Annotated in this window: 21 protein-coding genes; 10 read left to right on the top strand and 11 right to left on the bottom strand. The window is 66.3% G+C overall.

Annotation, left to right across the window (positions count from 1 at the left end):
• Positions 1-40: 40 nt before the first annotated feature.
• Positions 41-796 carry a Crp/Fnr family transcriptional regulator gene (locus AXW83_RS20565; protein WP_066616607.1) on the bottom strand — a complete coding sequence of 252 codons (756 nt, stop codon included), beginning with the start codon at positions 794-796 and terminating at the stop codon, positions 41-43.
• A gap of 213 nt (positions 797-1009) precedes the next feature.
• Here AXW83_RS20565 and AXW83_RS20570 point away from each other — a divergent pair, with 213 nt between their 5' ends.
• The 3 genes from AXW83_RS20570 to AXW83_RS20580 all read left to right on the top strand — a co-directional run bounded on the left by AXW83_RS20570 (position 1010) and on the right by AXW83_RS20580 (position 4250).
• On the top strand, positions 1010-2815 hold the full coding sequence (locus AXW83_RS20570) for an ABC transporter ATP-binding protein/permease (protein WP_066616610.1): 1806 nt from the start codon (positions 1010-1012) through the stop codon (positions 2813-2815).
• Between the two features lie 119 nt (positions 2816-2934).
• The gene (locus AXW83_RS20575) at positions 2935-3213 is read left to right on the top strand and encodes a hypothetical protein (RefSeq protein ID WP_066616613.1); all 279 of its coding nucleotides are present in this window, start codon (positions 2935-2937) and stop codon (positions 3211-3213) included.
• 158 nt (positions 3214-3371) lie between these two features.
• Positions 3372-4250, top strand: a complete 879-nt coding sequence (locus AXW83_RS20580; protein WP_066616616.1) for a transglutaminase family protein — start codon at positions 3372-3374, stop codon at positions 4248-4250.
• Between the two features lie 2 nt (positions 4251-4252).
• On the opposite strand, the gene AXW83_RS20585 is transcribed toward AXW83_RS20580, so the two are convergent.
• The 3 genes from AXW83_RS20585 to AXW83_RS20595 are packed head-to-tail and all read right to left on the bottom strand — an operon-like array spanning position 4253 to position 7448.
• On the bottom strand, positions 4253-5263 hold the full coding sequence (locus tag AXW83_RS20585; RefSeq protein WP_066616619.1) for an Hsp33 family molecular chaperone: 1011 nt from the start codon (positions 5261-5263) through the stop codon (positions 4253-4255).
• Entirely contained in the window at positions 5263-6183 is a 921-nt protein-coding gene (argF, locus tag AXW83_RS20590; protein WP_236841728.1) for an ornithine carbamoyltransferase, read from the bottom strand. Before argF ends, AXW83_RS20585 begins: the two co-directional genes overlap by 1 nt.
• 44 nt (positions 6184-6227) lie before the next feature.
• Positions 6228-7448 carry an aspartate aminotransferase family protein gene (locus AXW83_RS20595; protein ID WP_066616625.1) on the bottom strand — a complete coding sequence of 407 codons (1221 nt, stop codon included), beginning with the start codon at positions 7446-7448 and terminating at the stop codon, positions 6228-6230.
• Between the two features lie 538 nt (positions 7449-7986).
• Here AXW83_RS20595 and AXW83_RS20600 point away from each other — a divergent pair.
• Entirely contained in the window at positions 7987-8547 is a 561-nt protein-coding gene (locus tag AXW83_RS20600) for a GcrA family cell cycle regulator (RefSeq protein WP_066620960.1), read from the top strand.
• A 58-nt stretch (positions 8548-8605) separates the two neighbouring features.
• Here AXW83_RS20600 and AXW83_RS20605 read toward each other — a convergent pair whose 3' ends face one another.
• The 3 genes from AXW83_RS20605 to AXW83_RS20615 all read right to left on the bottom strand — a co-directional run bounded on the left by AXW83_RS20605 (position 8606) and on the right by AXW83_RS20615 (position 12037).
• Positions 8606-9652: an amino acid ABC transporter permease gene (locus tag AXW83_RS20605; RefSeq protein WP_066616633.1), complete on the bottom strand. Its 1047-nt coding sequence runs from the start codon at positions 9650-9652 to the stop codon at positions 8606-8608.
• Complete coding sequence (locus tag AXW83_RS20610) at positions 9649-10839, bottom strand: amino acid ABC transporter permease (protein WP_066616636.1); 1191 nt, start codon at positions 10837-10839, stop codon at positions 9649-9651. Before AXW83_RS20610 ends, AXW83_RS20605 begins: the two co-directional genes overlap by 4 nt.
• A 169-nt stretch (positions 10840-11008) precedes the next feature.
• Complete coding sequence (locus tag AXW83_RS20615; protein ID WP_066616639.1) at positions 11009-12037, bottom strand: amino acid ABC transporter substrate-binding protein; 1029 nt, start codon at positions 12035-12037, stop codon at positions 11009-11011.
• A 282-nt stretch (positions 12038-12319) separates the two neighbouring features.
• On the opposite strand from AXW83_RS20615, the gene AXW83_RS20620 reads away from it, so the two are divergent.
• Complete coding sequence (locus AXW83_RS20620; protein ID WP_066616642.1) at positions 12320-13429, top strand: AbrB family transcriptional regulator; 1110 nt, start codon at positions 12320-12322, stop codon at positions 13427-13429.
• 13 nt (positions 13430-13442) lie between these two features.
• On the opposite strand, the gene AXW83_RS20625 is transcribed toward AXW83_RS20620, so the two are convergent.
• Entirely contained in the window at positions 13443-14618 is a 1176-nt protein-coding gene (locus AXW83_RS20625; RefSeq protein WP_066616645.1) for a glycosyltransferase, read from the bottom strand.
• Positions 14619-14737: 119 nt separating this feature from the next.
• On the opposite strand from AXW83_RS20625, the gene AXW83_RS20630 reads away from it, so the two are divergent.
• Entirely contained in the window at positions 14738-15793 is a 1056-nt protein-coding gene (locus tag AXW83_RS20630) for a glycosyltransferase family 2 protein (RefSeq protein ID WP_236841729.1), read from the top strand.
• A gap of 14 nt (positions 15794-15807) precedes the next feature.
• On the opposite strand, the gene AXW83_RS20635 is transcribed toward AXW83_RS20630, so the two are convergent.
• Positions 15808-16821 carry a LysR family transcriptional regulator gene (locus tag AXW83_RS20635; RefSeq protein ID WP_082767288.1) on the bottom strand — a complete coding sequence of 338 codons (1014 nt, stop codon included), beginning with the start codon at positions 16819-16821 and terminating at the stop codon, positions 15808-15810.
• A 96-nt stretch (positions 16822-16917) separates the two neighbouring features.
• Here AXW83_RS20635 and AXW83_RS20640 point away from each other — a divergent pair, with 96 nt between their 5' ends.
• Together AXW83_RS20640 and AXW83_RS20645 are read left to right on the top strand one after the other, a co-directional pair.
• Positions 16918-18102 carry an MFS transporter gene (locus tag AXW83_RS20640; RefSeq protein ID WP_066616648.1) on the top strand — a complete coding sequence of 395 codons (1185 nt, stop codon included), beginning with the start codon at positions 16918-16920 and terminating at the stop codon, positions 18100-18102.
• Positions 18103-18106: 4 nt separating this feature from the next.
• On the top strand, positions 18107-19141 hold the full coding sequence (locus AXW83_RS20645) for an aldo/keto reductase (RefSeq protein WP_066616651.1): 1035 nt from the start codon (positions 18107-18109) through the stop codon (positions 19139-19141).
• Between the two features lie 21 nt (positions 19142-19162).
• Here the strand turns inward: AXW83_RS20645 and AXW83_RS20650 are convergent, their stop codons facing one another.
• Entirely contained in the window at positions 19163-19729 is a 567-nt protein-coding gene (locus AXW83_RS20650) for an ActR/PrrA/RegA family redox response regulator transcription factor (RefSeq protein WP_066616654.1), read from the bottom strand.
• A 78-nt stretch (positions 19730-19807) separates the two neighbouring features.
• Positions 19808-21160, bottom strand: a complete 1353-nt coding sequence (locus tag AXW83_RS20655; protein ID WP_066616657.1) for an ActS/PrrB/RegB family redox-sensitive histidine kinase — start codon at positions 21158-21160, stop codon at positions 19808-19810.
• A gap of 177 nt (positions 21161-21337) precedes the next feature.
• On the opposite strand from AXW83_RS20655, the gene AXW83_RS20660 reads away from it, so the two are divergent.
• Positions 21338-22639, top strand: a complete 1302-nt coding sequence (locus AXW83_RS20660; protein WP_156640243.1) for a polyhydroxyalkanoate depolymerase — start codon at positions 21338-21340, stop codon at positions 22637-22639.
• A 43-nt stretch (positions 22640-22682) separates the two neighbouring features.
• Entirely contained in the window at positions 22683-23423 is a 741-nt protein-coding gene (locus AXW83_RS20665; RefSeq protein ID WP_066616659.1) for a M48 family metallopeptidase, read from the top strand.
• The last annotated feature ends 3 nt before the right edge of the window (positions 23424-23426 follow it).

Raw genomic sequence — 23426 nt, forward strand, 5'->3', positions numbered from 1 at the left:
TCAAGGGCGATGCAAAGCCAGCGGCATCGCCTGGGTGAACTCAGATCAGCGGCCTTGGTTCGATCTCTCGCTCGAATATCGAGGCCATGCGCGCGGTCAGGCGTGGGTTCAGCAGCGTCAGGCGCCCGCCTGAAATCGAGAACAGGCCGGCTTTGCGCAGGCGCGACCAGGTTTTGCTGGTATGGACGAGCGAAAGGCCGAGCGCGTCGGCCATCTGCTGCTGGGTCAGCGGGAAATGGAAGCAGTTGTCGTTGACGAGGCCCAGCGCATCGGCGCGGCGATGGAGGGAAATCAGCAGCGCGGCGATCCGCTCGCCGGCATTGCGCTGGCCGACGGAGGTGAGGTTCTCGTCGATCAGGCTCTCCTCGCGCGAGCCGAGCCAGGCGATTTCATAGGACAGGCTCGGCATACGCACGAACAGGTCCCAGACGCGCTTGCGCGGAAAAACGCAAAGCTCGACATCCGTCAGGGCCTCGATGCCGTGCTGGGCGGCGCTCAGCAAGGCGGCCTGCAGCCCCACGAGATCGCCGGGCAGGAGGAAGTTCAGGATCTGGCGGCGCCCGTCCGGCAGGGATTTGTAGCGAAAGGCCCAGCCGGAAAAGAGCGTATAGAGTTCGGCGTCCTCCTGGCCGGGATGGATGATGTCGGCGCCTGCCGGGAAGTGGCGATGATCGATCTTCATCGCCTGGATGAACCGCACCTCGTCATCGGTCTTGTCCTTGAATGCGGGCTTGAGCCGGAGCGGGCAGGCCAGGCACGGCACGCCGAGGCGGTTCTGGTTGGCGGTCGCTGTCATCGTCTGGATCGATGTCCCGAAACGGTCGGCGCAAGAGGTGGGAGGAACCCCATCTTAAAAGCAGATTACCTAAAAAGAGAAAATGACGCGGTCGCATGATTGTGCGACGCAGCATGAGCTGCTGCGACAAGGAACTTGCGATCGCGCCTTACGTTCTATCGCCGCACGGTATCGAGGCGTCGTCCAAGCCGTCGAACGAGGAGTTTCCTGCGCATGACCGACCTGCAGCATGGCATCGCGCGCTCGCGGATGCGCAGCTTCTTTCGGACTGCGCTGAAGTTTTGGACCGGCAAGACCAGGTTGCGGGCCTGGCTTTTGACCATAACGGTGCTGATCTTCGTCGCGGCGCAGATCGCGACGGCCGTCGGCGTCAATGCCTGGAATAGGTTGTTCTTCGATGCGCTGGAAAAGCGCGACATCGCCACGGTCTGGACGGTCGTCGCCTGGCTGCCGCTTCTGGTCGCCGTCTCGGCTCTGACCCTGTCGGCGCTGGTGATAAGCCGCATGTTGCTGCAGACGCGTTGGCGGGAATATATGACGCATCGGCTCGCCGGCTGGTGGATCGCCGATCAGCGCTATTACCGGCTGCAGTTCATCGCCAAGGAACAGGCCGCGCCGGAATACCGCATCGCCGACGATGTGCGCCTCGCGATCGAACCTCTCGTCGAGTTCGCGATCGGTTTGATCAGCGCCGCCGTGACCGCCGCGACCTTCGCCGCGATCCTGTGGCATGTGGCGGGCTCGGCAAGCTTCACACTCGGCGGTGTCGCGGTGGTGATCCCGAGTTACATGGCGCTTGCCGCTATCGTCTACGCCGTCGTGGCTTCGCTCGCCGCCTATTTCGCCGGGCGACCCCTGGTCGGCAAGATCTCGGCCAAGAACGAGGCCGAGGCCCAGTTCCGCGCCGAAATGACGCGGCTGCGGGAAAATGCCGAGAGCATCGCGCTGATCAAGGGCGACGCCGACGAACGTAATTCGGTTGGGGTGAACTACGGCCGCGTCGTCGCCGCCTGGTTGCTGGTCATCCGCCAGCAGGGCGTGATCGCGCTCGTCCTCAACACCAACGGCGCGTTGTTTCCAATCGTCCCGTTGCTTCTGATCGCGCCGAAATATCTCTCCGGCGAGGTTTCGCTGGGTGCCGTGATGCAGGTCGTCGCGGCCTTCAGCGCCGTTCAGGCGGCGCTGATCTGGTTCGTCGACAATTTCGTCCGGCTGGCCGAATGGTTCGCCTCCGTTGCCCGCGTCGACGAATTGCAGGAATCGATCGAAGGACTCGATATAGGCACGATCATGGAGGGCGACACCCGTATCAAGCTGGCCGAGAGCGAGGATGGCGCAATCCATATCGAGAATCTTTCGATCGCTCATAGCAACGGCCGCGCGGTGATCACCGACGCCTCGGTCGTGATCGGACTGGGCGAAAAGGTCCTGATCGTCGGCGAGAGCGGGACTGGAAAGAGCACGCTGATCCGCGCGCTCGCGGGTCTCTGGCCATGGGGCTCGGGCACGATCGAGGTCCCGCGCGGCAAATCCATCGCCTTCGTGCCGCAGAAGCCCTATCTGCCGATCGGTACCTTCCGCACTGTCCTGCTCTATCCGGAGGGCGACAAGCCGGTTTCCGACGAGACCATTCTGGCCGCTCTCAAGCGCTGCGGCCTGAGCTATCTTTCCCGTCGCCTCGACGAGGAGGACAAATGGGACCGGATTCTGTCTGGCGGCGAACGCCAGCGCGTCGCTTTTGCGCGCCTGCTGATCCAGCGTCCCGACATCATCATCATGGATGAGGCGACCTCGGCCCTCGACGAGGACAGCCAGAACTCGCTGCTGGGCCTGCTCGAGGGCGAACTCGCTCATGCGACCGTCATCAGCGTCGGCCATCGCCCGGGACTGGAGGATTTCCACGACCGCAAGATCACGCTGGAGAAGCGCCTGGCTGGCGCCCACCTGACCCATCGTCGCCTTGGCAAGTCGCTCTGGCGCCTGTTCAAGACCAGGCTCGCCGCTAATGACGAGGCCTGAGGCACCCACGATCGCAATTTTTCTGGACTGACCGCGCGAAACGGAACCAGACCGGCCCAATCGGGTTGTGTTCCTCAGAAGCCGTCCATTTTGGCCGGTGCTGGCGTCGGGAGAGACAGATGTTGAATAACAGCCTTGCCCCCATCAAGCGCGCCGTCCTTTTCTTCGGCTTCATGGGTCTCGCCGTAGCGACCATGACATTTGGCGCCAGCCTCCAGAGCATCACGGACCAGAGTTCTGCGACGGTCGCGCAGGCGAAAGTCGAGCGCAACCAGTTGACCGATCAGCAGCTTGCTGCGGTCGATCCTCGCCAGAAGCCGGTCAGCACGGCCAAGCGCGCGATCCAGACCTCGCAGCAGGCCCAGCTGGAAGCTCCCGTCAGGATCGTCTCGCGCTAAGGTTCTTTCCGCAAGGCTGGAACCTTTGGAAAGCGATCGCGTTCACCAACAAGCGCTCCCCGCGCCATGCACCTCCAGGCCGCCTCCGGGCGGCTTGTTTTTTGGCCGGCATTGCGACTGTTGACGATCCGAGCCTGCAGGTCCCCCGCGAGTCTCCCATGTATCTGCGCATTCGCCATGCAACGACGTATAATTATGCCGGGCCCGTCAATTTCGGACCACACCGTCTGATGCTGCGTCCGCGTGACAGCTTCGATCTGCGCGTCGTCGATACGGCTCTGTCGATCGCGCCTCAGGCGCGGCTGCGCTGGATGCACGATGCGTATGGCAATTCCGTCGCGATCGCGAATTTCGACGGGCCTGCCGACACTCTCGATATCGTAAGCGAACTGGTGATCCAGCGTTTCGGCTCTGCCCTGCCGCGCACCGAGATCGAGACCTCATCGACCGTCGCTGGCGTCGTCTATACCGAGGCCGAACGCGCGGTGCTTCAACCGTATCTCGCTCTCGCCGCAGCCGATCCCGACGGGATACTCGACCAGTGGCTTGCCGACTTTCGCGCCATGATGGGCGACGGCTCAGGCCATCTGCTGCGCGACCTGGCCCATGCGATCTATACCGGACTGAGTTATGCGGTGCGCTATGACGAGGGCACGCAGCACCCCGCCGACACGATCCGCCAGGCGGCGGGTTCATGTCGCGACTACGCCTGGCTCTTCATCGAACTGGCCCGGCGCCTGGGTTTCGCCGCACGTTTCGTGACCGGCTACATCCACGACCGCTCTCCCGATGCGGCCGGCCTGGTCTCGACAGTGGGACTGACCCATGCATGGGCCGAAGTCTTCATCCCCGGCGATGGCTGGGTCGAGTTCGACCCGACCAACGACCTCGTCGCCGACCGTCAGCTGCTGCGAGTCGCCGTCGCGCGCGTGCCGGAGGATGCCTCGCCGGTTTCGGGCAGCTTCACCGGCCTCACCGGCTCGTTTCTGGGCTTGAGCGTCGGCGTCACCATCGAGGTGATCGACGCGCCTGCGTAAAATCACCCCTCGGTCGAAAGCCCGGCCTCGACCTCGGCGGGATCAAATTCATAGCGCCGCGAACAGAATTCGCAGGTGACGCCGAGCGTGCCGTCATCAGCGATCATGGCGCGGCGGTCCTCGGCCGAGAAGCCGCGCAGCATCCCGAGCACGCGTTCGCGCGAGCAGCGGCAGGCTTCCTGAACCAGAACCGGCTCGAAGACGCGTGCGCCCCGCTCATGAAACAGGCGGTAGAGCAGGCGCTCGCTCTCCAGCAGCGGGTCGAGCAGTTCGTGGTCCTCGACCGTCTCGACCAGTGAACGTGCCTCGGCCCAGGCATCGTCGCGGATACCGTCGGGATCATCGGCAGCCATGATCTGATGGCCCTCGGGCGCGTCGCCGGGGTGAATATCCGCGGCGCGCAGCCGATCGACCGAATGCGGCATGAACTGGACGAGCAGGCCGCCCGCGCGCCATTGCCGGCCCCCACCTGCGGTGACGATCGAACCGACGCCGAGCCGGATCCGGCTCGGAATCTGTTCCGACTGGCGAAAATACTGATGCGCCGCCTCTTCCAGGCTCTGGCGGTTCAGCGCGACCACGCCCTGATAGCGCGTTGTGGCCGAGCCCTGGTCGACCGTCATGGCGAGATGGCCTTCGCCGAGCAGATCGCCCGTGCTCAACGCCCCCGTCGTGATCGCCTGTTCCAGCTTGGCCTCGTCGATATGGGCGACGGCGCGATAGGTGTCGGGCGCATTGAAATCGACGACCATCATCGAGATCGCTCCATCGCTCTTGGTCTGGAGCTGGAAGCGGCCCTCGAACTTCAGCGCCGTGCCCAAAAGCACGGTCAGCGCCGCGGCCTCGCCGAGCACGCGCGCGACCGGCTCGGGATAGCCATGCCGGCCCAGTATGGTGTCGATCGAGGGGCCGAGCCGCACGACGCGACCCCGAACGTCGAGATCGGGCACCGTGAACGGCACCACCCTGTCGTCGAGCGCGGCTGCGCCCGCGCCGATATCATCAGTCGCCATCAGGCGGAAACTCCGCCGAAGCACCAGGCCAGGATACCCTTCTGCGCGTGCAGCCGGTTCTCGGCCTCGTCGAATACGGCCGATTGCGGCCCATCCATCACGGCGTCGGTGACCTCTTCGCCGCGGCTGGCGGGCAGGCAGTGCATGAAGATCGCATCCTTGTCAGCGCGCCCGAGAAGCCGCTCGTCGACCTGGTAGGGCCGCAGCAGATTGTGGCGCGTACCCTCCTCATCACCCATCGAGACCCAGCAATCGGTGATCACGCAATCGGCGCCCTCGACGGCCACTTCCGGCCGCGAGGTGAGCTTGAGCCGGGCGCCTTGCTTCTTGGCCCAGTCGAGCAAGGCCGGCGGCGGCGCGAGTTCCTCGGGCGTCGCGATGGCAAGCTCGAAATCGAGCCGGCCGGCGGCATGGACCCAAGACGTCAGGACATTGTTGGTATCGCCGGTCCAGGCGATGCGCTTGCCCTGGATCGAGCCCTTGCGCTCCTCGAAGGTCATGACGTCGGCCATGACCTGGCAGGGGTGCTGGCGCTTGGTCAGGCCGTTGATAACAGGCACGGTGGCGTATTTCGCCATCTCGACCACGGCATCATGGTCGAGCATCCGGATCATGATCGCATCGACATAGCGCGAGAGCACGCGGGCGGTGTCGGCGATGGTTTCGCGCTCGCCGAGTTCGATCTCCTGCCCCGTCACCATCATCGGCGAGCCGCCGAGCTCGCGGATGCCGACGTCGAAGGAGACGCGGGTCCGCAAAGACGGCTGCTCGAAGATCATCGCGATGACCTTGCCGTCGAGCAGGCGGTCGCCGGCGGCCTCGGAGGTGCGGCGGCGCGCCTTGATCTCTCCGCCCTTGCGCAGGATGGCGCGCAGTTCGGTCGCGGAAAAATCGGAAAGATCGAGGAAATGGCGCGTCACGGGCGCTTCCTTCAGGTCGATGAGGTGATGAGACGGGCTGTCGCTTACTCGGCGGCTGGGCGCTTGAGCGCGCTCTCGATGCCGTGCGCGGCACGGTCGAGCCGGGCGATGGCCTCCGACACCTCCGCCTCGCCGATTATCAGCGGCGGCAGCAGGCGCACCACATTGTCGCCGGCGGCGACGACGAGCAGGCCTGCGGCGCGCGCCTCCGCGACGAAGTCTGTATTGAGGGTACGCAACTTCAGGCCGAGCATCAGGCCCTCACCGCGGATTTCCTCGATCACGTCCGGGTGCTGGTCCTTGAGCTGAGCCAGCGACTGGCGCAGGCGCAGGCCCATCTGGGCGACATTGTCGATGAAGCCCGGCTCGAGCACCACGTCGAGCACGGCATTGCCGACCGCCATGGCGAGCGGATTGCCGCCAAAGGTGGTGCCGTGCGTGCCCAGGGTCATGCCTGAGGCCGCTTCCTCGGTGGCGAGGCAGGCGCCCATCGGGAAGCCGCCGCCGATGCCCTTGGCGATCGACATGATGTCGGGCGTCACGCCGTAATGCTCATGCGAGAAGAACTTGCCGGTGCGGCCGACGCCGGTCTGGATCTCGTCGAAGATCAGCATCAGGCCGTGCTCGTCGCAGAGCTCGCGCAGCAGCTTGAGGAAACGCGGCGGCACCGAGCGCAGGCCGCCCTCACCCTGGATCGGCTCGATCATCAACGCCGCCGTCTCCGGCGTGATCGCGGCCTTCAGCGCGGTCTCGTCGTCGAAGGCGACCTGGTCGAAGCCGTCGACCTTGGGGCCGAAGCCGTCGATGTATTTCTGCTGGCCGCCGGCCGCGATCGTTGCCAGCGTGCGGCCATGGAAGGCGCCCTCGAAGGTGATGATGCGGAAGCGCTCGGGATGTCCCTTCGCGGCATGGTATTTCCGCGCCATCTTGATGGCGCACTCATTCGCCTCGGCACCCGAATTGGTGAAGAAGACGCGTTCCGCGAAAGTCGCCTCGCAGAGCCGACGGGCCAGCTTCTCGCCGTCGGGCATCGTATAGAGGTTGGAGGTGTGCCAGATCTTGCCCGCCTGCTCGGTCAGCGCCTTGACCAGATGCGGATGGGCGTGGCCGAGCGCGTTGACGGCGATGCCGGCGCCGAAATCGAGATAGCGCGTGCCGTCAGCGGTGATCGACCACGCGCCCTCGCCGCGCTCGAAGGCAACGGGAGCGCGAGCATAGGTCGGCAGCAAAACGGAGGAGGTGGCGGAAACGGAAGCGGAGGTCATGGGAGGCGATCCTCGTGACGGGAATGATCGAGACAGGATGGAGGCGGGACCGGAACGGCGTTGCGGGAGGCCGGGGCTTATGGTGACGACCCTGTGCGACCCGACGGCGACATCATCGTCGCAGCCAGCTCCCGCAATCTCGTCGCGCCGTCATCGCCATCGTCGAAGACCTTGATCCGCCAGAAACAATAAATGCCGCCCACAGGGGCGGCCACGCGCTACCCACTATGCAAAAGGGCTCGGCGCTGTCAATTCCGTGCCGCAGCGTCAGCAAAAGCGCAGCGGCCTCTTGACCGGAAATTTGCGAATGGTCTGGGGAAAACACGATTTCTGATTCGGGGACTCTTGTCGCCGAGTCCCGCCATCTTGTATGGTCCTCTTCGTCAGATACGACATCTCGTGCGGCGTCCCCAGTCTCGTCAGTTTCGGGTGTAACGGCTTCCGTTTTGCGACGGCCGCCGCCGCCTTGGGATTCCGCCATGATCCGCCCTTAAGCCCGCTGCGTAGCAGCGAGCCGACAAAGAAGCAGGTGATGCCGATGAACGAAGCCGGAGCATGGACGGAAGACCGCGTCGAGCTTCTCAAGAAGCTCTGGAGCGACGGTTTGAGCGCCAGCCAGATCGCAGGCGAACTCGGCGGCGTCACGCGGAACGCCGTGATCGGCAAGGTTCACCGCCTCGGCCTGTCGGGTCGCGCCAAGAGCCCTGCTGCCTCGAACGCGCCACGCGCCAACCCGGCCCGCAAGGCGCCGCAGACGCGCTCGCCGAGCCACCCGATGACGGGGCAGGGCGCCGCCGGCATGACGCGCGGCGCCAACGCGCTCGCGCCCCAATACTCGGCGGAAGTCGAGCCCGAGGAGCAGCAGGCGCCCGCGCCGTCCGAGGATGTCGTGGTGCCGTTCTCCGAGCGCGTCACCATCATGGATCTGCGCGAATACATGTGCCGCTGGCCGATGGGCGATCCGACGACGCCGGAATTCCGCTTCTGCGGCGGGCGCTCGCAGGTCGGGATGCCCTATTGCACGCATCATGCGAAGATCGCCTATCAGCCGGCGGCGGATCGTCGGCGTGACCGCAGCAAGATGGTGGTGCGGGGATGAGGCGCTTGCCCTGCAACTGATCGGAAGCCGGCCGCAAGGCCGGCTTTTTTGTTTCAGGTCAGTGCCGCTGCCCGGCAGCTGTCTCCAGCCGCCGGCTGAAGCGTGACATCGCGTAGCAGAGCAGCCAGTAGATGCCGCCTGAGAAGACATAGGCCTCCATGCTCATGCCGACCCAGTTGGGGTCGGCGAGCGAGGCCTGGGCGATGCCGAGCAGATCGAGGATCGAGACCACCAGCACCAGCGTGGTGTTCTTCAGCAAGGCGATGATCTCGTTGGTCATCGCCGGCAGCGAGATCCTCAGGGCCTGCGGCAGGACGATCAGCCCCGTCGCTTTCCAGTAGCCGAGGCCGAGCGCGGTCGCGGCCTCGCGCTGGCCTGGCGGAAGAGCCTGGAGCCCACCGCGGATCGCCTCGGCCATATAGGCGGCGATGACGAGGCCGAGCCCGATGACGGCGCGCGCCAGCCGGTCGATCCCGATGCCGCTCGGCAGGATCAACGGCAGCAGCAGCGAGGCGAGGAAGATCACCGCGATGATCGGAACGCCGCGCCAGAACTCGATGAACAGGATGCTGACCAGGCGGATCACCCGCAGCTGCGATTGGCGCCCGAGCGCGAACAGGATGCCGAGCGGAATCGCGATCAGGCTGGCATAGACCGAGATGAACAGGGTCAGCATCAGCCCGCCCCATTCGCGCGTCTCGATCCAGCGCAGCCCGAAGCCGCCGGCGAGCAGCCAGATGCCGAGCGGCGGCAGCACCACGAGCGCGGCCAGCGCTAGCTTGAGGCGCAGCCGCGCGGGCGCCATGAAGAGGCCGGCGCCGGCGAACGCGAAGGCAAGGCCGCAGAGATCGGCGCGCCAGCGCTGATCTGCCGGATAGAGCCCGTACATGAACTGGCCGAAGCGGGCGCGGATGAAGACCCAGCAGGCCCCGCCCGGCGCGCAGTCGCTGCGCGAGGTGCCGACCCAGGTCGCGTCGATCAGCGCCCAGCGGATGATCGGGATGGCAAGCCAGGCGAAAAGCAGCGCCAGCAGGATCGTGACGACCCCGGTTGCCGGGGTGCCGAACAGGCGCTTGCGCCAGATGGGCAGGGCTTGCGTGCTCATCGCGTCACCAGCGCGATCCTGGCATTGTACCAGTTCATGAAGGCGGAGACGGCGAGGCCAATGACGAGATAGACCGCCAGCGCCATGGCGATGATCTCGATCGCCTGGCCGGTATTGTTCAGCGCCGAGCCCATGAACAGGCTGACCACGTCGGGATAGGCGATGGCCGCGCCGAAGGACGAGTTCTTCAGCACGTTGAGATACTGGTTGGTCAGCGGCGGTATCATCACCCTGAGCGCCTGCGGGATGGTGACGAAGCGCATGGTCTGGCCCCGCTGCAGGCCAAGCGCCGAGGCCGCCTCGATCTGGCCGTGCGGCACCGCCTGGATGCCGCCGCGCACGATCTCGGCGATAAAGCCGGCGGTGTATGTGACCAGCGCCGCCAGCAGCGCGACGAATTCCGGGATCACGACGAAGCCGCCGCGATAGTTGAAGCCGCGCAGGACGGGAATGTCCCAGCGCGTCGCCAGGCTCGCCCAGGTGATGGCGAGGACCGGGACGAGAACGACGAGGCCGAGCCCGATCGCCAGCACCGGCGCGTCGCGCCCGGTCGCTTCTTTGCGGTGCCGCGCCCAGCGGGCGACGAGCCATTGCGCCAGCCAGGCGAGCAGGATGGCGATCAGCGCCCAGCGGAAATTGCCGGGCGCGTCGGGGAGCGGAATAGTCAGTCCGCGATTGTTGAGGAAGGCGATGCCGAAGACGCGCAGGCTGTCGCGCGGCGCCGGCAGCGACGCGATCACGCCGAAATACCAGAACAGCACGAAGAACAGCAGCGGGATGTTGCGGACGAACTCGATATAGGCGCCGGCCACGGTCGAGAGCAGCCAGTGCGAGGACAGCCGCGCCAGCCCGATGAGGAAGCCGAGCAGCGTGGACAGCACCAGCGCGATCACCGTGACCAGCATGGTGTTGGCGACGCCGGCCCAGAACAGGCCGAGGATGTTGTCGGCCTGGGTATAGCTCGTCAGCACGAAGGGCACGTCGATGCCCGATGTCCGCCACAGGAAGTCGAAGCCCGAGGCGATGCCGGCCTTGACCATGTTCTGCGAGGCGTTGTGGACGAAGTAGACGGTCAGGCCGACGAGCCCGACGACGACCGCGACCTGATAGATCACGTCGCGGACGCGCTTGTCGTTGAGAAGGGCGAGGGCTTTGGCCAAGGTGTCAGGCCCTTTGGCGGGTTTCATCTGGAAACACGCCGTCATTCCGGGCGTAGCGAAGCGGAGACCCGGAATCCATTATAGAGCGCTGTCGCGCCTTACGATGGATTCCGGATCGGCGCCGCTGACGCGGCTTGTCCGGAATGACGGTCGTGTTTCCGCACAGATCGTCATACGCAGGTGGGCCGTGCCGATCTCATTGGAAGGGCGAGGTGAAGAGCAGGCCGCCCTTGGTCCAGAGCTGGTTCTGGCCGCGCTCCATCTTCAGGGTCGAGCCCTGGCCGACGGTGCGCTCGAAGCTCTCGCCATAGTTCCCGACCTGCTTGATGGCGTTGTACATCCAGTCGTTGGAGATCCCCATCATTGCGCCGAAGCCGCCCTCGGCGCCGAGCAGGCGGCGGACTTCCGAGTTCTTGGAGTTGGCCTTCATCTCGTCGACATTGGCGGAGGTGACGCCGAGCGCCTCGGCCGCGATCATGCCGTTCAGCACCCAGCGCACCACAAGCTGCCAGCGCTCGTCGCCCCAGCGCGTCACCGGCCCCTGCGGGTCGTTGGAGATCGGCTGGGTCAGGATGATGTGGTCGCCAGGGACCTTGAGCTTGGCGCGCTGGCCGGCGAGCGCGCCGACGCCGGCGGTATAGGCGTCGCAGCGGCCGGAATCATAGGCCGTGATGGCGTCGTCGTTCTTCTGGAAATTGGTGATGGCGACCTTGAGATTGCGCTCGCGGAACCAGTCGGCGGCGTTCTTCTCCTCGGTCGAGCCGGCGGCGACGCAGACCGAGGCGCCGTCGAGATCGGCGGCGCTCTTGGCGTTAGTCGACTTGCGGACGATGAAGGTCTGGCCCTCGTAGAAATTGATGCCCTGGAAGTTGAGGCCCAGCGATGCGTTGCGCGAGAAGGTGATGGTCGAGTTGCGCGAGAGCAGGTCGACCTGGCCCGATTGCAGGATCGGCCAGCGCTGCTGCACCGAGGTCGGCGTGAACTTGACCTTGGTGGCGTCGCCGAGCACGGCCGCCGCCAGCGCCTTGCAGTAGTCGACGTCGAGCCCTGTCCATTCGCCCTTGTCGTTGGCGAAGGAGAAGCCGGGCAGGCCCAGATGCACGCCGCATTCGAGCGTGCCGCGCGCCTTGATGGCGTCGAGCGTCGGGCTCGGGGCGAGTTGCTGCGCGCCGGCAAGCGTCGCGCTCGCCGCCAGCATGGCGGCCGCTGCCAATATCGTCTTCATGTTCGTTCGTTCCCCGAATCCGTTGCCGGCTTTTTGGTGCCGATCGCGACTATGCAACAGCCGGGCCGGGGAGGGTAGTCACTGGCGATGGATAGAGATTGCGAACGCCGAGAGACAATAGGCCGGACGAGGCCTCCTCTGCCGTTCGGGCGGTCGATGCGCCCTCGGCAAGGCGGCACTCCGCTGCCGGCCTGTCGCGCTCTCGCAAAGCTGTGTAGGAGCCGCGTCAGATACGACGGGCTGCGAGCCCGCTCACGCCGTCGCGGAGGTTAGGTCGAGCGCATGCGGGATTTGCTATCGGATCTGTCGGATGGGCTGAAGGCCCTGGCGCCTGCGCGCTTTCCTTATCGGCGCTTCGCGCTGGCGCTGCTGCTGGGCGGGGTCGGCGGCTGGCTCTTCGTGCAGGCGCGTCTGCCTTTGCCGTGGATGCTGGGCTCGATGGTGGTGTGCACCAGTGCCGCTCTGCTCAGCCTCCCCGTCGCGGCTCCTGCCGTGATCCGGCCGCCTATGACAGCCGTCATCGGCGTCATGCTCGGTGCCGGCTTCCGGCCCGAGGTCATTGCTCAGTTGCTGAACTGGCTGCCGACGCTGATCGGTCTCGTGCTGTTCATGGCGGCCTGCGCCGTCACCTGTGTCGCCTATTTCCGCCGCGTCGGCGGCTTCGACCCGGTCACGGCCTTCTTCGCCGGGATGCCGGGCGGGCTGGTCGAAATGGTGACGATCGGCGAGGAGAAGGGCGGCGATGCCAGCATCATCGCGCTGATCCACTCCGCCCGTATCCTGCTCGTGGTGATGACGCTGCCCTTCATCGTGCAGTGGATCGGCGGGGTCCAGCTTGGCGGCGCTCGCGTCTCCGGGCCATCGATCGCGCAGACGCCAGTTTTCGCTGAACTGGCGCTCGTCGGCTGCGGCATCGCCGGCGTTCTAATCGGGCACTGGCTGAAGCTGCCCGCGAAGTTTCTGCTCGGACCGATGCTGGTCAGCGCGCTCGTGCATCTTTTCGGCTGGAGCGATTCGGTCCCGCCCTTCGAGATCGTCAACGCCGCGCAGCTCGTGCTGGGCGTCACCATCGGCTGCCGCTTCGTCGGCACCGCGCCGAGGACAATTCTGCGCGTGCTGGCGCTCTCGGTCGGCTCGACCGTGATCCTGCTGACGTTGACGCTCGCCTTCGCATGGCTCGTCGCCCGGGTCTCGGTTCATGGCCACGTGCCGCTGATCCTGGCCTATTCGCCAGGTGGGCTTGCCGAGATGAGCCTGATTGCGCTGGCGCTGCACACCGAAGTTGCCTTCGTCGCGGCGCACCACATCGTCCGCGTCTTCCTGGTGATGGTCGGCGCGGGCCCGTTGTTCGGCGCGATCATGCGGCGCGGAGCGGTCAAGCCGGCCGAGTAGGAGAAAGCCTCGGTCAAGCCGCTCCTGCAGCCTTCAAACCCTGATCGAGACCGGCAGCAAGCGCAGCGCGCTGCGTCGCCAGGAAGGCGGCGCTGTCGTGGCGCTGCCGGTCGCCGACGCGGATGACGGCGAGCCTGGCCTCGAGAGCCTGAGCGAAATCCTGCGCCGTGTCGGCGATGGTGACGTTGGGTGGAACCTGCGCGAAGCCCCGGCAGGACAGTGTCGTCGCTACGGCTGGCAAGCCCAGTTGCAAGGTCTCGACCGTCTTGAGCTGGACGCCGGTGCCACCCCGGCTCGACAGTGCCACGATGCGGCAGGAGCGCAGGAAGGCATCGGCGTCGGGCACGCGCCCGACCAGCCGCACCTGCGGCGGCAGAGGCGGCATCTCGGCGGGAAACCGGCCCGCGACCGCGACCGTGACGTCGCCGGGCAGAAGCGGGCAGACCTCACGCAGGAACCAGTCGAGCCCGATGAAGTTCGGGGCCCAGGTCCAGGTGCCGATCAGGCCGATGTCATAGGCGGCGGACGCCTCGACGAGTCCAGTGGGCGCCAGCGCTGCGGCGGCCGTGACCAGAGGTAATATGGCGGACTTGTCCTGAAAGGCCGGACCGAGCGCCGCGCGGTCCTCCTCGGCCAGCGTCCAGACGAAGCGCGCCTTGTCCCAAAGCCTGCGCTCGATACGCTCCAGAAGGCGGCCCTCGCGGGCAAAGAGCCAGCGCATCACGGGATTCGTCTGATGCCCGGCCGTATGCCGGTTCGAGACATGCTCGATATTATGTTCCACCAACACGCATGGACCGAGCGTCAGCAACTCGGGGAAGGCACCGGGCAGCATCACCGAATTCAGCACGATGGCGTCGAAGGGTCCGCGGGCACGCACGGCCTCGACCAGCCGCCCCCGCCCCGCGAGCCAGAGCTTGGCGCAGGCGACGGGCAGACCTGTCGCAAGCGCGGTGCTGAGCCAGAGCAGCTTTCGCCCGGGCGGAACGACCGCGTTCTCGATATCGACGGCATCGACGACCACGGCCCGGTCCGGATCGGCGGGGGTTTCGCCTGGCCGCAGGAAACCGAAGGCGGTCACGTCATGCCCGGCGGCGCGCAAAGCATCGAGGATTCCGCCATTGGCGATCTCGAAACCGGTATCGGGCCGTGCGACCGGGATCAGCGTGGTGAGAAAGGCAAGGCGCAAGGCGGATCGTCCCCCGACGGATCATGCGCGAGACAGGCGGACCCACGCCGTAAGGCCAGGCCGCCGCGCATCGCCGAGCATCCTAGAGACGGAACCTTAAGCGATTCATGCGCAGTTCGATGACGATGACGCAGCATGTCCAGATCGCCGGGGCGGAAAGCATGGCGCAGCCTGCGCTCGTGAACGGCTTCGACGCGCCCGAGACCTTCGAAATCGTCGCTCGTTCGCCCGACGACGTATTGCGCGCCATCCAGAGCGTGGTCTGCGTGCCGACCTTCAAGCGGCCCGACATGCTGGAACGCACGCTGCGCTCGCTTGCCGCTCAAACCGGTGGGCATGAGTTCGCGGTCGTCGTCGTGGAGAACGAGGGCGTCGAGCGGGCCGGCGCCGCCCGCGCCACGGCCCTGCTTGAGGCCGGGTTGTTCGAGGGGCTCGTCATCGTCGAGCCGCGGCAGGGCAACTGCAAGGCCTACAACGCCGCCTGGCGCTGCGCATTGACGCGTTTTCCGGCGCTGCAGCAGATCCTCGGCATCGACGACGACGAGGAGGCCGATCCGGGCTGGCTCGACGCCTTCCTGTCGGCGGCCAATCAGGCTCCGGCCGATCTGTTCGGCGGCTCGGTAACCTCGGTCTTCGAGGATACCTCGCGTGCTTTTCTGGCGGCGCATCCGGTATTCCGCTCGCACTACACCGCGTCAGGGCCGGTCGAGCGGCTTTATTCAAGCGCGAACTACCTGATCCGCCGTCCCGTACTGGAACGGCTGGGCTTCCCCTTCCTCGACGAGCGTTTCGATTTCACCGGCGGCGGCGACACCGACTTCTTCACCCGCGCCGGCGCGGTCGGGTTTCGCTTTTGGTGGGTGCAGGAGGCGAGCCAGCGCGAGGTCATGCCGGCGCGCCGCACGCAGTTCGACTGGATCTGGGCGCGAGGCCTGCGCAACGGCGCGCTCTCGGCCGCGATCGACCGGCGCAGCCAGCCGGGCCCGGTCGGACGCCTGCAGGTTTTGGCAAAGTCCCTCGCCCTGTTCGGCGCCGCGCCTTTTCGCGCGATCCTTCTTGGGCTGCGCACGAAATCGGCCCTGATCGGGCTCTATCACGTCCAGGTCGCGCTCGGCCGGCTGATCTCGGAATTCGGCGTCCAGAACGAGCAATACCGTCAGCCCGAAAAGAACTGAGCCGCCCGGCTTCGTTACACTTGGGGCGGGATGGCGGCCCCAGATATCGAGGCGGACACGCCCCTGAAAGCCGACACAAGGGCGGACTGGCGGTCCACGGCCGGTGCCAAGGCCAACGGCGGCGCCGCGAGATCCACGGTCTCGACCAGAAAGTCGATGAAGGCGCGCACCCGTGCCGGCAGCTTGCCGCCATGGCCGACATAGACGGCGTTGACCTCCTCGACATCGCCGGGATTGAACGCCTGAAGCACCGGGACGAGGCGCCCCTCCGCGATGTCGCGGCCGATATGGAAGAGCGACAGCCGCGCCAGACCCTGCCCCTGCAGCGCCAGCAACCTGGCGCTCTCGCCATCACCGACCGTGACGCGGCCATGGGCCGGCACGGAGAGACGCTTGCCATCGACGCGAAACAGCCATTCGTCGCAATGGCGGGCGAAGTTGAAGGTGATCAGGTCGTGGCGCTGGAGATCGGCGACGCCTTCGGGGGCCGGTTTGCGCGCCAGATAGTCCGGCGAGGCGACGACCGCCATCGCGCCTTCACCGAGCTTGCGCGCCAGCAGCTGCGAGGACCGCAGCGGGCCGACGCGGATCGCCACATCGGCGCGCTCGTCCATCAGGTCGATGACCTGATCGGTGATGGTGATGTCGAGCTGCACTCCGGGATAAGCCGCCATGAAGCGCGGCGCTAGCGGCAGAAGATAATGCCGGCCGAACGGGACGTTCGAATTCACCCGGAGACGCCCGCGCGGGATCTGGCAGACCGCGACGGAACGCTCGGCCTCGTCGAGATCGCTCAGCACGCGCAGCGCATGGACGTGGAAGGTCGCGCCTTCGTCGGTGAGCTGGAGCTTGCGCGTCGAGCGGATCATCAGCCTGACACCGAGCCGCGCCTCCAGCCGTGCCACGAGCTTGCTGACCGCCGAGGGCGTCATCCGCATGGCGCGTGCCGCCGGCGAGAAACCGCCGAGTTCGACGACGCGGGCAAAGACCTCCATCTCTCCCGAGCGATTGATCTCCTGACGCGGCATGATGACTTCATCTCACAATTGCATGTCCCACAGGCAATCTAATTCATAAGCCGTGGACACGCCATCTTGCGGCCTCATCCTTGCTGCGGAGGCGTCATGCCCATTGCCCTCTATGCCCTCACGGTCGGCGCCTTCGGCATCGGCGTCACCGAATTCGTCATCATGGGCCTGCTGCTGCAGGTCTCGGGCGATCTCGGCATCTCGATCCCGACCGCCGGACTGCTGATGACCGGTTATGCGCTCGGCGTCTTCGTCGGCGCGCCGATCCTGACGATCGCGACCCGGACTCTGCCGCGCAAGACCGTGCTGCTGGTTCTGATGGCGATCTTCACGCTCGGCAATCTCGCAGCGGCGCTGTCGCCGAGCTTCGGCTGGCTGATGGCGGCCCGGATCGTCACCGCACTGGCGCATGGCACCTTCTTCGGCGTCGGCTCGCTCGTCGCGACCGGCCTCGTGCCGCCCGAGCGCAAGGCCTCGGCGATCGCGATCATGTTCACCGGGCTGACGCTGGCGACCTTGCTCGGCGTGCCCTTCGGCTCCTGGCTCGGGCTCGCCTTCGGCTGGCGCTCGACCTTCTGGGCCGTGACCGCGATCGGCGTGCTCGCCTTCGTCATCCTGGCGCTGTTCGTGCCGCGCGAGCGCAAGGTCGAGGTGCTGCCGGCGTTGTCCGAGGAACTGGCGGTGCTGGCCCGGCCGCAGGTGCAGCTCGGCCTGCTGATGACGGTGCTCGGCTTCGGCGGCATCTTCGCGGTGTTCACCTATATCCAGCCCCTGCTGGTCGAGCTTGCCGGCTATAGCGAGGCGGCGGTCTCGCCGATCCTGCTCGTCTTCGGCGCCGGCCTCGTCGCCGGCAACCTGCTCGGCGGACGCTGGGCCGATCGCAGCCTCGCGCCGGCCCTGATCGGCACGCTGGCTTTGCTGACGCTGGCGCTGTTTGCCTCAGGCTTCGCCTTCCATGGCCGGATCGGTGCGGTGGTCGCGGCCTTCGCGCTGGGCGCGGCCGCCTTCGCGACCGTGGCCCCGCTGCAGATGTGGGTGCTGCAGCAGGCCGGTGGCGCCGGGCAGGGGCTGGCCTCGAGCCTCAACATCGCCGCCTTCAATCTCGGCAACGCCTTCGGCGCCTGGCTCGGTGGTTTTGTGATCTCGCATGGGCCGGGACTCGCCGGCATCGCGCTGATCGCCTCGCTCGTTCCGCTCGCGGCATTGGCCCTGGCGGGGCTCGCACTCGCCCTCAAGCGTCGCTCGGCGCGTCACGATAACGCCGTCTCACAGGGAGCCTGACACCATGGAACACCGCTATCTCGGAGCCTCCGGGCTGAAAGTCCCCGCGCTCAGCTTCGGCTGCGGCACCTTCGGCGGACAGGGGCCGCTGTTCAGCGCCTGGGGCGACACCGACGTCGCGCAGGCACGGCGCCTGATCGACATCTGCCTGGAGGCAGGCCTGACTCTGTTCGACACCGCAGACGTCTACTCGAACGGCGCCTCGGAGGAAATCCTGGGCGAGGCGCTGGAGGGACGGCGCAACGATGTGCTGATCTCGACCAAGCTCGGCCTGCCCTTCGGCGACGGCCCGCTGCAGGGCGGCAGTTCGCGCCGTCGCATCGTCGACGGCGTCGAGGCGGCGCTGAAGCGGCTGCGCACCGACCGGATCGACCTGCTGCAGCTCCACGCATTCGACGGGCGCACGCCGGTCGAAGAAGCGCTCGCCGCGCTCGACGATCTCGTGCGGGCCGGCAAGCTGCTCTATGTCGGCGCCTCGAACTTCTCGGGCTGGGAGCTGATGAAATCGCTCGCAGCGTCCGACCGGCACGGCCGCTCGCGCTATGTTGCCCATCAGGTCTATTATTCGCTGGTCGGCCGCGACTACGAGTGGGAGCTGATGCCGCTCGGCCTCGACCAGGGCGTCGGCGCCATGGTCTGGAGCCCGCTCGGCTGGGGCCGCTTGACCGGCAAGATCCGGCGTGGACAGGCCCTGCCCACCGGCAGCCGCCTGCACGAGACTGCCGATTTCGGCCCGCCGGTCGATGACGAGCGGCTCTATCGCATCGTTGACGAGCTGGATGCGATCGCTGCTGAAACGGACAGGACGGTGCCGCAGATCGCGCTGAACTGGCTCCTGCGCCGCCCAACCGTCTCCAGCGTCATCATCGGGGCGCGCAACGAGGAGCAGCTGCGCCAGAATCTCGGCGCGGTCGGCTGGAGCCTGACAACCGAGCAGGTCGCCCGGCTCGATGCGGCGAGCGCCGTGACGCCGGCCTATCCGCATTACCCCTATTGGCGCGAGGGAGGGTTCAGGCAGATCAACCCGCCTGCTGTGTGAGCACGGCGGCAAGCGCCTGCCTCATCTCGGCGCGCGCTTGGCCAAAATGCGCTGCAGCGTCCGGCGATGCATCCCCAGCCGGCGGGCGGTTTCCGAGACGTTGCGGTTGCAGAGTTCGTAGACGCGCTGGATGTGTTCCCAGCGCACGCGGTCGGCCGACATCGGGTTTTCGGGAGGCATCGGACGCGAATCGCGCGCCGCGGCGAGCGCCGAATGGATCTCGTCGGCATCGGCAGGCTTGGCCAGGAAATCGAAAGCGCCAAGCTTCACGGCGCTGACGGCGGTGGCGATGTTGCCATAGCCGGTCAGAACGATGCCGCGCGCATCGGGCCGGCGCTCCTTGAGGCGGGCGATGACGTCGAGACCGTTCCCGTCGGCGAGGCGCAGATCGATTACCGCGAAGGCCGGCGCCGCCTCCTCGACTGCCGCGAGACCCGCCGAGACGCTTTCGGCGGTCCGCACCGAATAGCCGCGCCCCTCCATCGCCCGCGCCAACCGGGTCAGGAAGGGCTTGTCATCATCGACGAGCAGCAGCGACATGTCCGCAGCAGTCCCGGCGGGGGCGAATTCGTCCAGCACGTCTTGCATCGAAACTCTCCTTCCGGCGGGCCTGTCCCATCGGAATTCTAACACCGCTGTCGCTTGCACGACCCTTGATGTGGCGGCTCAGCTAACCCCATGTAGTGCCGAAGCTTCCGGGTTGGTAGGCCTTGCCGGCCTGAGATCGGCTTCGAAAACCGCGCGCAGCCAGACAATGCGGATCGAAGCACCGCTCGCAGGCTGCGGCAGGTTGGAGAATTCGATCGAGGCGCCACCGCGCTCCAGCAGCGTCTTGGCGATGAAAAGCCCGAGTCCAAGCCCGCCGCCGGCCCGGTTCTCGCCCGCGCCGCGCGAGAGATAGGGCTCGCCGGCCCGCATCAGCACATCGGGCGGAAAGCCCGGTCCGTCATCGGCAATGGTCAGGGTGACATGGCTCTGGGTCCAGCGCGCCGTGATCGTTACCGCCGAACGGGCGAAATCGACGGCGTTGTCGACGATATTGCCGAGGCCGTAGATCATGCCCGGATTGCGCCGGCAAATGGGCTCGGGCTTTTCGCCGAGCATCTCGATCTCGAAGGGCATACCGAACGGCCGCTGCGGCCCGGCCGCCTCTTCGATCAGCAGCCTCAGGCCCAGCTGGTCGAGGGGACCGGCATCGTCGTCCTGAAGGCTCGAAAGCTTGGCGAGGATACCGCGGCAACGCTCGACCTGTTCGCGCAGCAGCACGATGTCCTCGGCCATCTCACCCTCGGCCGGGGCGAGGCGTGAGAGTTCCCGCGCGACGAGCGCGATGGTGGCGAGCGGCGTCCCGAGCTCATGAGCCGCGGCGGCGGCGAGCCCATCGAGCTGCGAAAGATGCTGTTCGCGCGCCAGCACGAGCTCGGTCGCAGTCAGCGCATCGGAGAGATCGCGCGCCTCCTTGGCGACCCGCCAGGCATAGATGCCGGTGAAGGCGATACCCAGAACGAGCGCGATCCAGGTCCCGGCCTGATAGTAGGACGGCAGCACCGGGCGCCCGGGCCCGGCCCAGGGCAGCGGCAGATAGGTGACGTTGAGCAGCGTCGCCAGCACGACCGCGAGGATGCCGAGCAGCAGCGTACGCCGCGGCGGCAGGGCTGTCGCCGAGATCATCACCGGCGCAAGAAAGAGGATGGAGAAGGGGTTCTGCAGTCCGCCGGTGAGATAAAGCAGGGCGGCGAGCTGGATGATGTCGAAGGCCAGCAGCGCCGTCGCAGCGCCTTCATTCAGCCGATGACTAAGCGGAAAGCGGATCCGCAGCGCGATGTTGAGCCATGCCGATACGGCGATGACGGCAAAACACCAGCCGAAGGGCAGGATAAAGCCGAGGCCGAAATGCACGCCCGTCACCGCCAGGCTCTGGCCGGCGATGGCGAGCCAACGCAGCCGCACCAGCGTGTCGAGGCGAAGATGCCGGTTCGACCGGGCGAGCGCGGGAGCCGAGAAATCGAATTCGGTCATGGCGCGGATCTAGGGCCGATGCGGGGCGATCGTCTGTGGCAAATCAGCATCGCAGGAAAGTCTTAGCCTTTTGCCGGCTTGAATGAGAACAAAATAGACCTACGGTGCGTTCATGCTGCGGCGCATCATCGGTTCGATGCGCCTGCAGGGGTTTGTTCTCGCATGTATGGGGCCGCCATGTCGTATGCCTACCATGCCTATGAAGCCATTCACATGATGGTCGGGCCGGCGCGGGGTTTCTCCGACGCCATGAACCTGGCCTTCAAGAATCCCGCCAATCCGCTGACCTATACGCCCTTCGGGCGCACGATGGCGGCCGCGTCCGAGCTGTTCGAGCGCACGACGCGGCGCTACGGCAAGCCCGCCTTCGATCTGCCGGAGACGACGATCAACGGCGTCAAGGTTCCGGTCGAGGAGCGCATCGTCTGGGAGCGCCCGTTCTGCAAGCTGGTCTATTTCGACCGCAAGATCGAGGGACGGCGCAAGCCGCAGCCCAAGGTTCTGCTGGTAGCGCCGATGTCGGGCCATTACGCCACGCTGCTGCGCGGTACGGTCGAGGCCTTCCTGCCCGGCCATGAGGTCTACATCACCGACTGGGTCGATGCGCGGCTTGTACCGTTGAGCGCCGGCCGTTTCGATCTCGACGACTATATCGACTACGTCATCGCCATGCTGCAGAAACTCGGGCCCGACACCCATGTCATGGCCGTCTGCCAGCCTTCCGTTCCGGTACTCGCCGCCGCAGCCCGCATGGAGGCCGAGAACGATCCTTGTGCGCCGCGTTCGATGACGCTGATGGGCGGGCCGATCGATACCAGGCGCTCGCCGACCGGCGTCAACAAGCTCGCCATGGATCGCGGCATCGACTGGTTCCGCGACAATTGCATCACCAAGGTACCCTTCCCGCATCAGGGCTTCTTCCGTGAAGTCTATCCGGGCTTCCTGCAGCTCTCGGGCTTCATGGCGATGAATCTCGACCGGCATGTCACGGCCCATTACGACATGTTCAAGCACCTGGTCAGGGGTGACGGCGACTCGGCCGAGAAGCACCGCGACTTCTACGACGAGTACATGGCGGTCATGGACCTGACCGCCGAATTCTATCTGCAGACGGTCGAGACCGTGTTCGTCGAGCACAATCTGCCCAAGGGCACGATGATGCATCGCGACAAGCCGGTTGACTGCTCGGCGATCCGGGGCGTCGCCCTGATGACGGTCGAGGGCGAGAACGACGACATCTCCGGCGTCGGCCAGACGCAGGCCGCCCATGACCTGTGTCCGAACATCCCGGACGACAAGCGCGTGCATTATCTCCAGAAGGGCGTCGGCCATTACGGTGTCTTCAACGGCTCGCGCTTTCGATCCGAGATCGCGCCGCGCATCTCCGACTTCATGGTCAGCCTCGATATGGAGGCCGCCAAAAGCCGCCGCGACGCCAGCGCCGTCGAAGCGCGCAAGGCGCTGAAGATCGCGAGCTGAAGCCTCTTCCGCAGCGCCCGCGAATCCGGCACCATCACGGGCGATGCGGCTCTCACTGTTCAAGCGCAAGCCCGATCCCGACCGGATCGAGGTTCCCCATGCCGGTACGCTCTTTCCCGTCGCGGTGAAGCGGCGTGCGAGCGCGCGCCGGATGACGCTGCGAGTCTCACAGGCGACGGGCGAGATCACGCTGACGCTGCCCGAGCGGGCCGATTTCGGCGCCGGCAAGCTGTTCGCCGAGAAGCATGGCGGTTGGATTGCGGCGCGGATGGCCAAGCGGCCTGATTCCGTACCCTTCGAGGCCGGTGCGATCGTGCCCTTCAGGGGGGTCGATCACCGCATCGTGCACTGGTCGAAGGTGCGCGGCCTGACCCAGGCGACGACCGACAAAGACGGCACGCCGATCATAGCGGTGGCCGGCGAGGCCGTTCACGTCCCGCGCCGGGTCAAGGATTTCCTGCGCCGCGCCGCGCTGGAGGATCTGGAGCGGGCGGTGCGGGTCCATACCGGCACGCTCGGCATCCCGGCGCGCAAGATCACCATCCGCGACACCACAAGCCGCTGGGGCTCGTGCTCGTCGAAAGGCCATCTGAATTTCTCCTGGCGCCTCATCCTGGCGCCACCTTTGGTGCTGGATTACCTCGCCGCCCATGAGGTCGCCCATCTCAAGGAGATGAACCACTCGCACCGCTTCTGGGCGCTGACCCACAAGCTCTGCCCGCGCACCGAGGAGGCGGAAGCCTGGCTGAAGCGGCATGGCGCGGGCCTGCACGGTTTCGGGTGAGCC

This window comes from Bosea sp. PAMC 26642 (assembly GCF_001562255.1).
GTDB lineage: Bacteria > Pseudomonadota > Alphaproteobacteria > Rhizobiales > Beijerinckiaceae > Allobosea.

Bases quoted from the DNA above. Each gene is read 5' to 3' on its own strand.
- AXW83_RS20565 (WP_066616607.1), bottom strand. From the start codon at position 796: ATGACAGCGACCGCCAACCAGAACCGCCTCGGCGTGCCGTGCCTGGCC.
- AXW83_RS20570 (WP_066616610.1), top strand. From the start codon at position 1,010: ATGACCGACCTGCAGCATGGCATCGCGCGCTCGCGGATGCGCAGCTTC.
- AXW83_RS20575 (WP_066616613.1), top strand. From the start codon at position 2,935: ATGTTGAATAACAGCCTTGCCCCCATCAAGCGCGCCGTCCTTTTCTTC.
- AXW83_RS20580 (WP_066616616.1), top strand. From the start codon at position 3,372: ATGTATCTGCGCATTCGCCATGCAACGACGTATAATTATGCCGGGCCC.
- AXW83_RS20585 (WP_066616619.1), bottom strand. From the start codon at position 5,263: ATGGCGACTGATGATATCGGCGCGGGCGCAGCCGCGCTCGACGACAGG.
- AXW83_RS20595 (WP_066616625.1), bottom strand. From the start codon at position 7,448: ATGACCTCCGCTTCCGTTTCCGCCACCTCCTCCGTTTTGCTGCCGACC.
- AXW83_RS20600 (WP_066620960.1), top strand. From the start codon at position 7,987: ATGAACGAAGCCGGAGCATGGACGGAAGACCGCGTCGAGCTTCTCAAG.
- AXW83_RS20605 (WP_066616633.1), bottom strand. From the start codon at position 9,652: ATGAGCACGCAAGCCCTGCCCATCTGGCGCAAGCGCCTGTTCGGCACC.
- AXW83_RS20610 (WP_066616636.1), bottom strand. From the start codon at position 10,839: ATGAAACCCGCCAAAGGGCCTGACACCTTGGCCAAAGCCCTCGCCCTT.
- AXW83_RS20615 (WP_066616639.1), bottom strand. From the start codon at position 12,037: ATGAAGACGATATTGGCAGCGGCCGCCATGCTGGCGGCGAGCGCGACG.
- AXW83_RS20620 (WP_066616642.1), top strand. From the start codon at position 12,320: ATGCGGGATTTGCTATCGGATCTGTCGGATGGGCTGAAGGCCCTGGCG.
- AXW83_RS20630 (WP_236841729.1), top strand. From the start codon at position 14,738: ATGACGATGACGCAGCATGTCCAGATCGCCGGGGCGGAAAGCATGGCG.
- AXW83_RS20635 (WP_082767288.1), bottom strand. From the start codon at position 16,821: ATGCCGCGTCAGGAGATCAATCGCTCGGGAGAGATGGAGGTCTTTGCC.
- AXW83_RS20640 (WP_066616648.1), top strand. From the start codon at position 16,918: ATGCCCATTGCCCTCTATGCCCTCACGGTCGGCGCCTTCGGCATCGGC.
- AXW83_RS20645 (WP_066616651.1), top strand. From the start codon at position 18,107: ATGGAACACCGCTATCTCGGAGCCTCCGGGCTGAAAGTCCCCGCGCTC.
- AXW83_RS20650 (WP_066616654.1), bottom strand. From the start codon at position 19,729: ATGCAAGACGTGCTGGACGAATTCGCCCCCGCCGGGACTGCTGCGGAC.
- AXW83_RS20655 (WP_066616657.1), bottom strand. From the start codon at position 21,160: ATGACCGAATTCGATTTCTCGGCTCCCGCGCTCGCCCGGTCGAACCGG.
- AXW83_RS20660 (WP_156640243.1), top strand. From the start codon at position 21,338: ATGTCGTATGCCTACCATGCCTATGAAGCCATTCACATGATGGTCGGG.
- AXW83_RS20665 (WP_066616659.1), top strand. From the start codon at position 22,683: ATGCGGCTCTCACTGTTCAAGCGCAAGCCCGATCCCGACCGGATCGAG.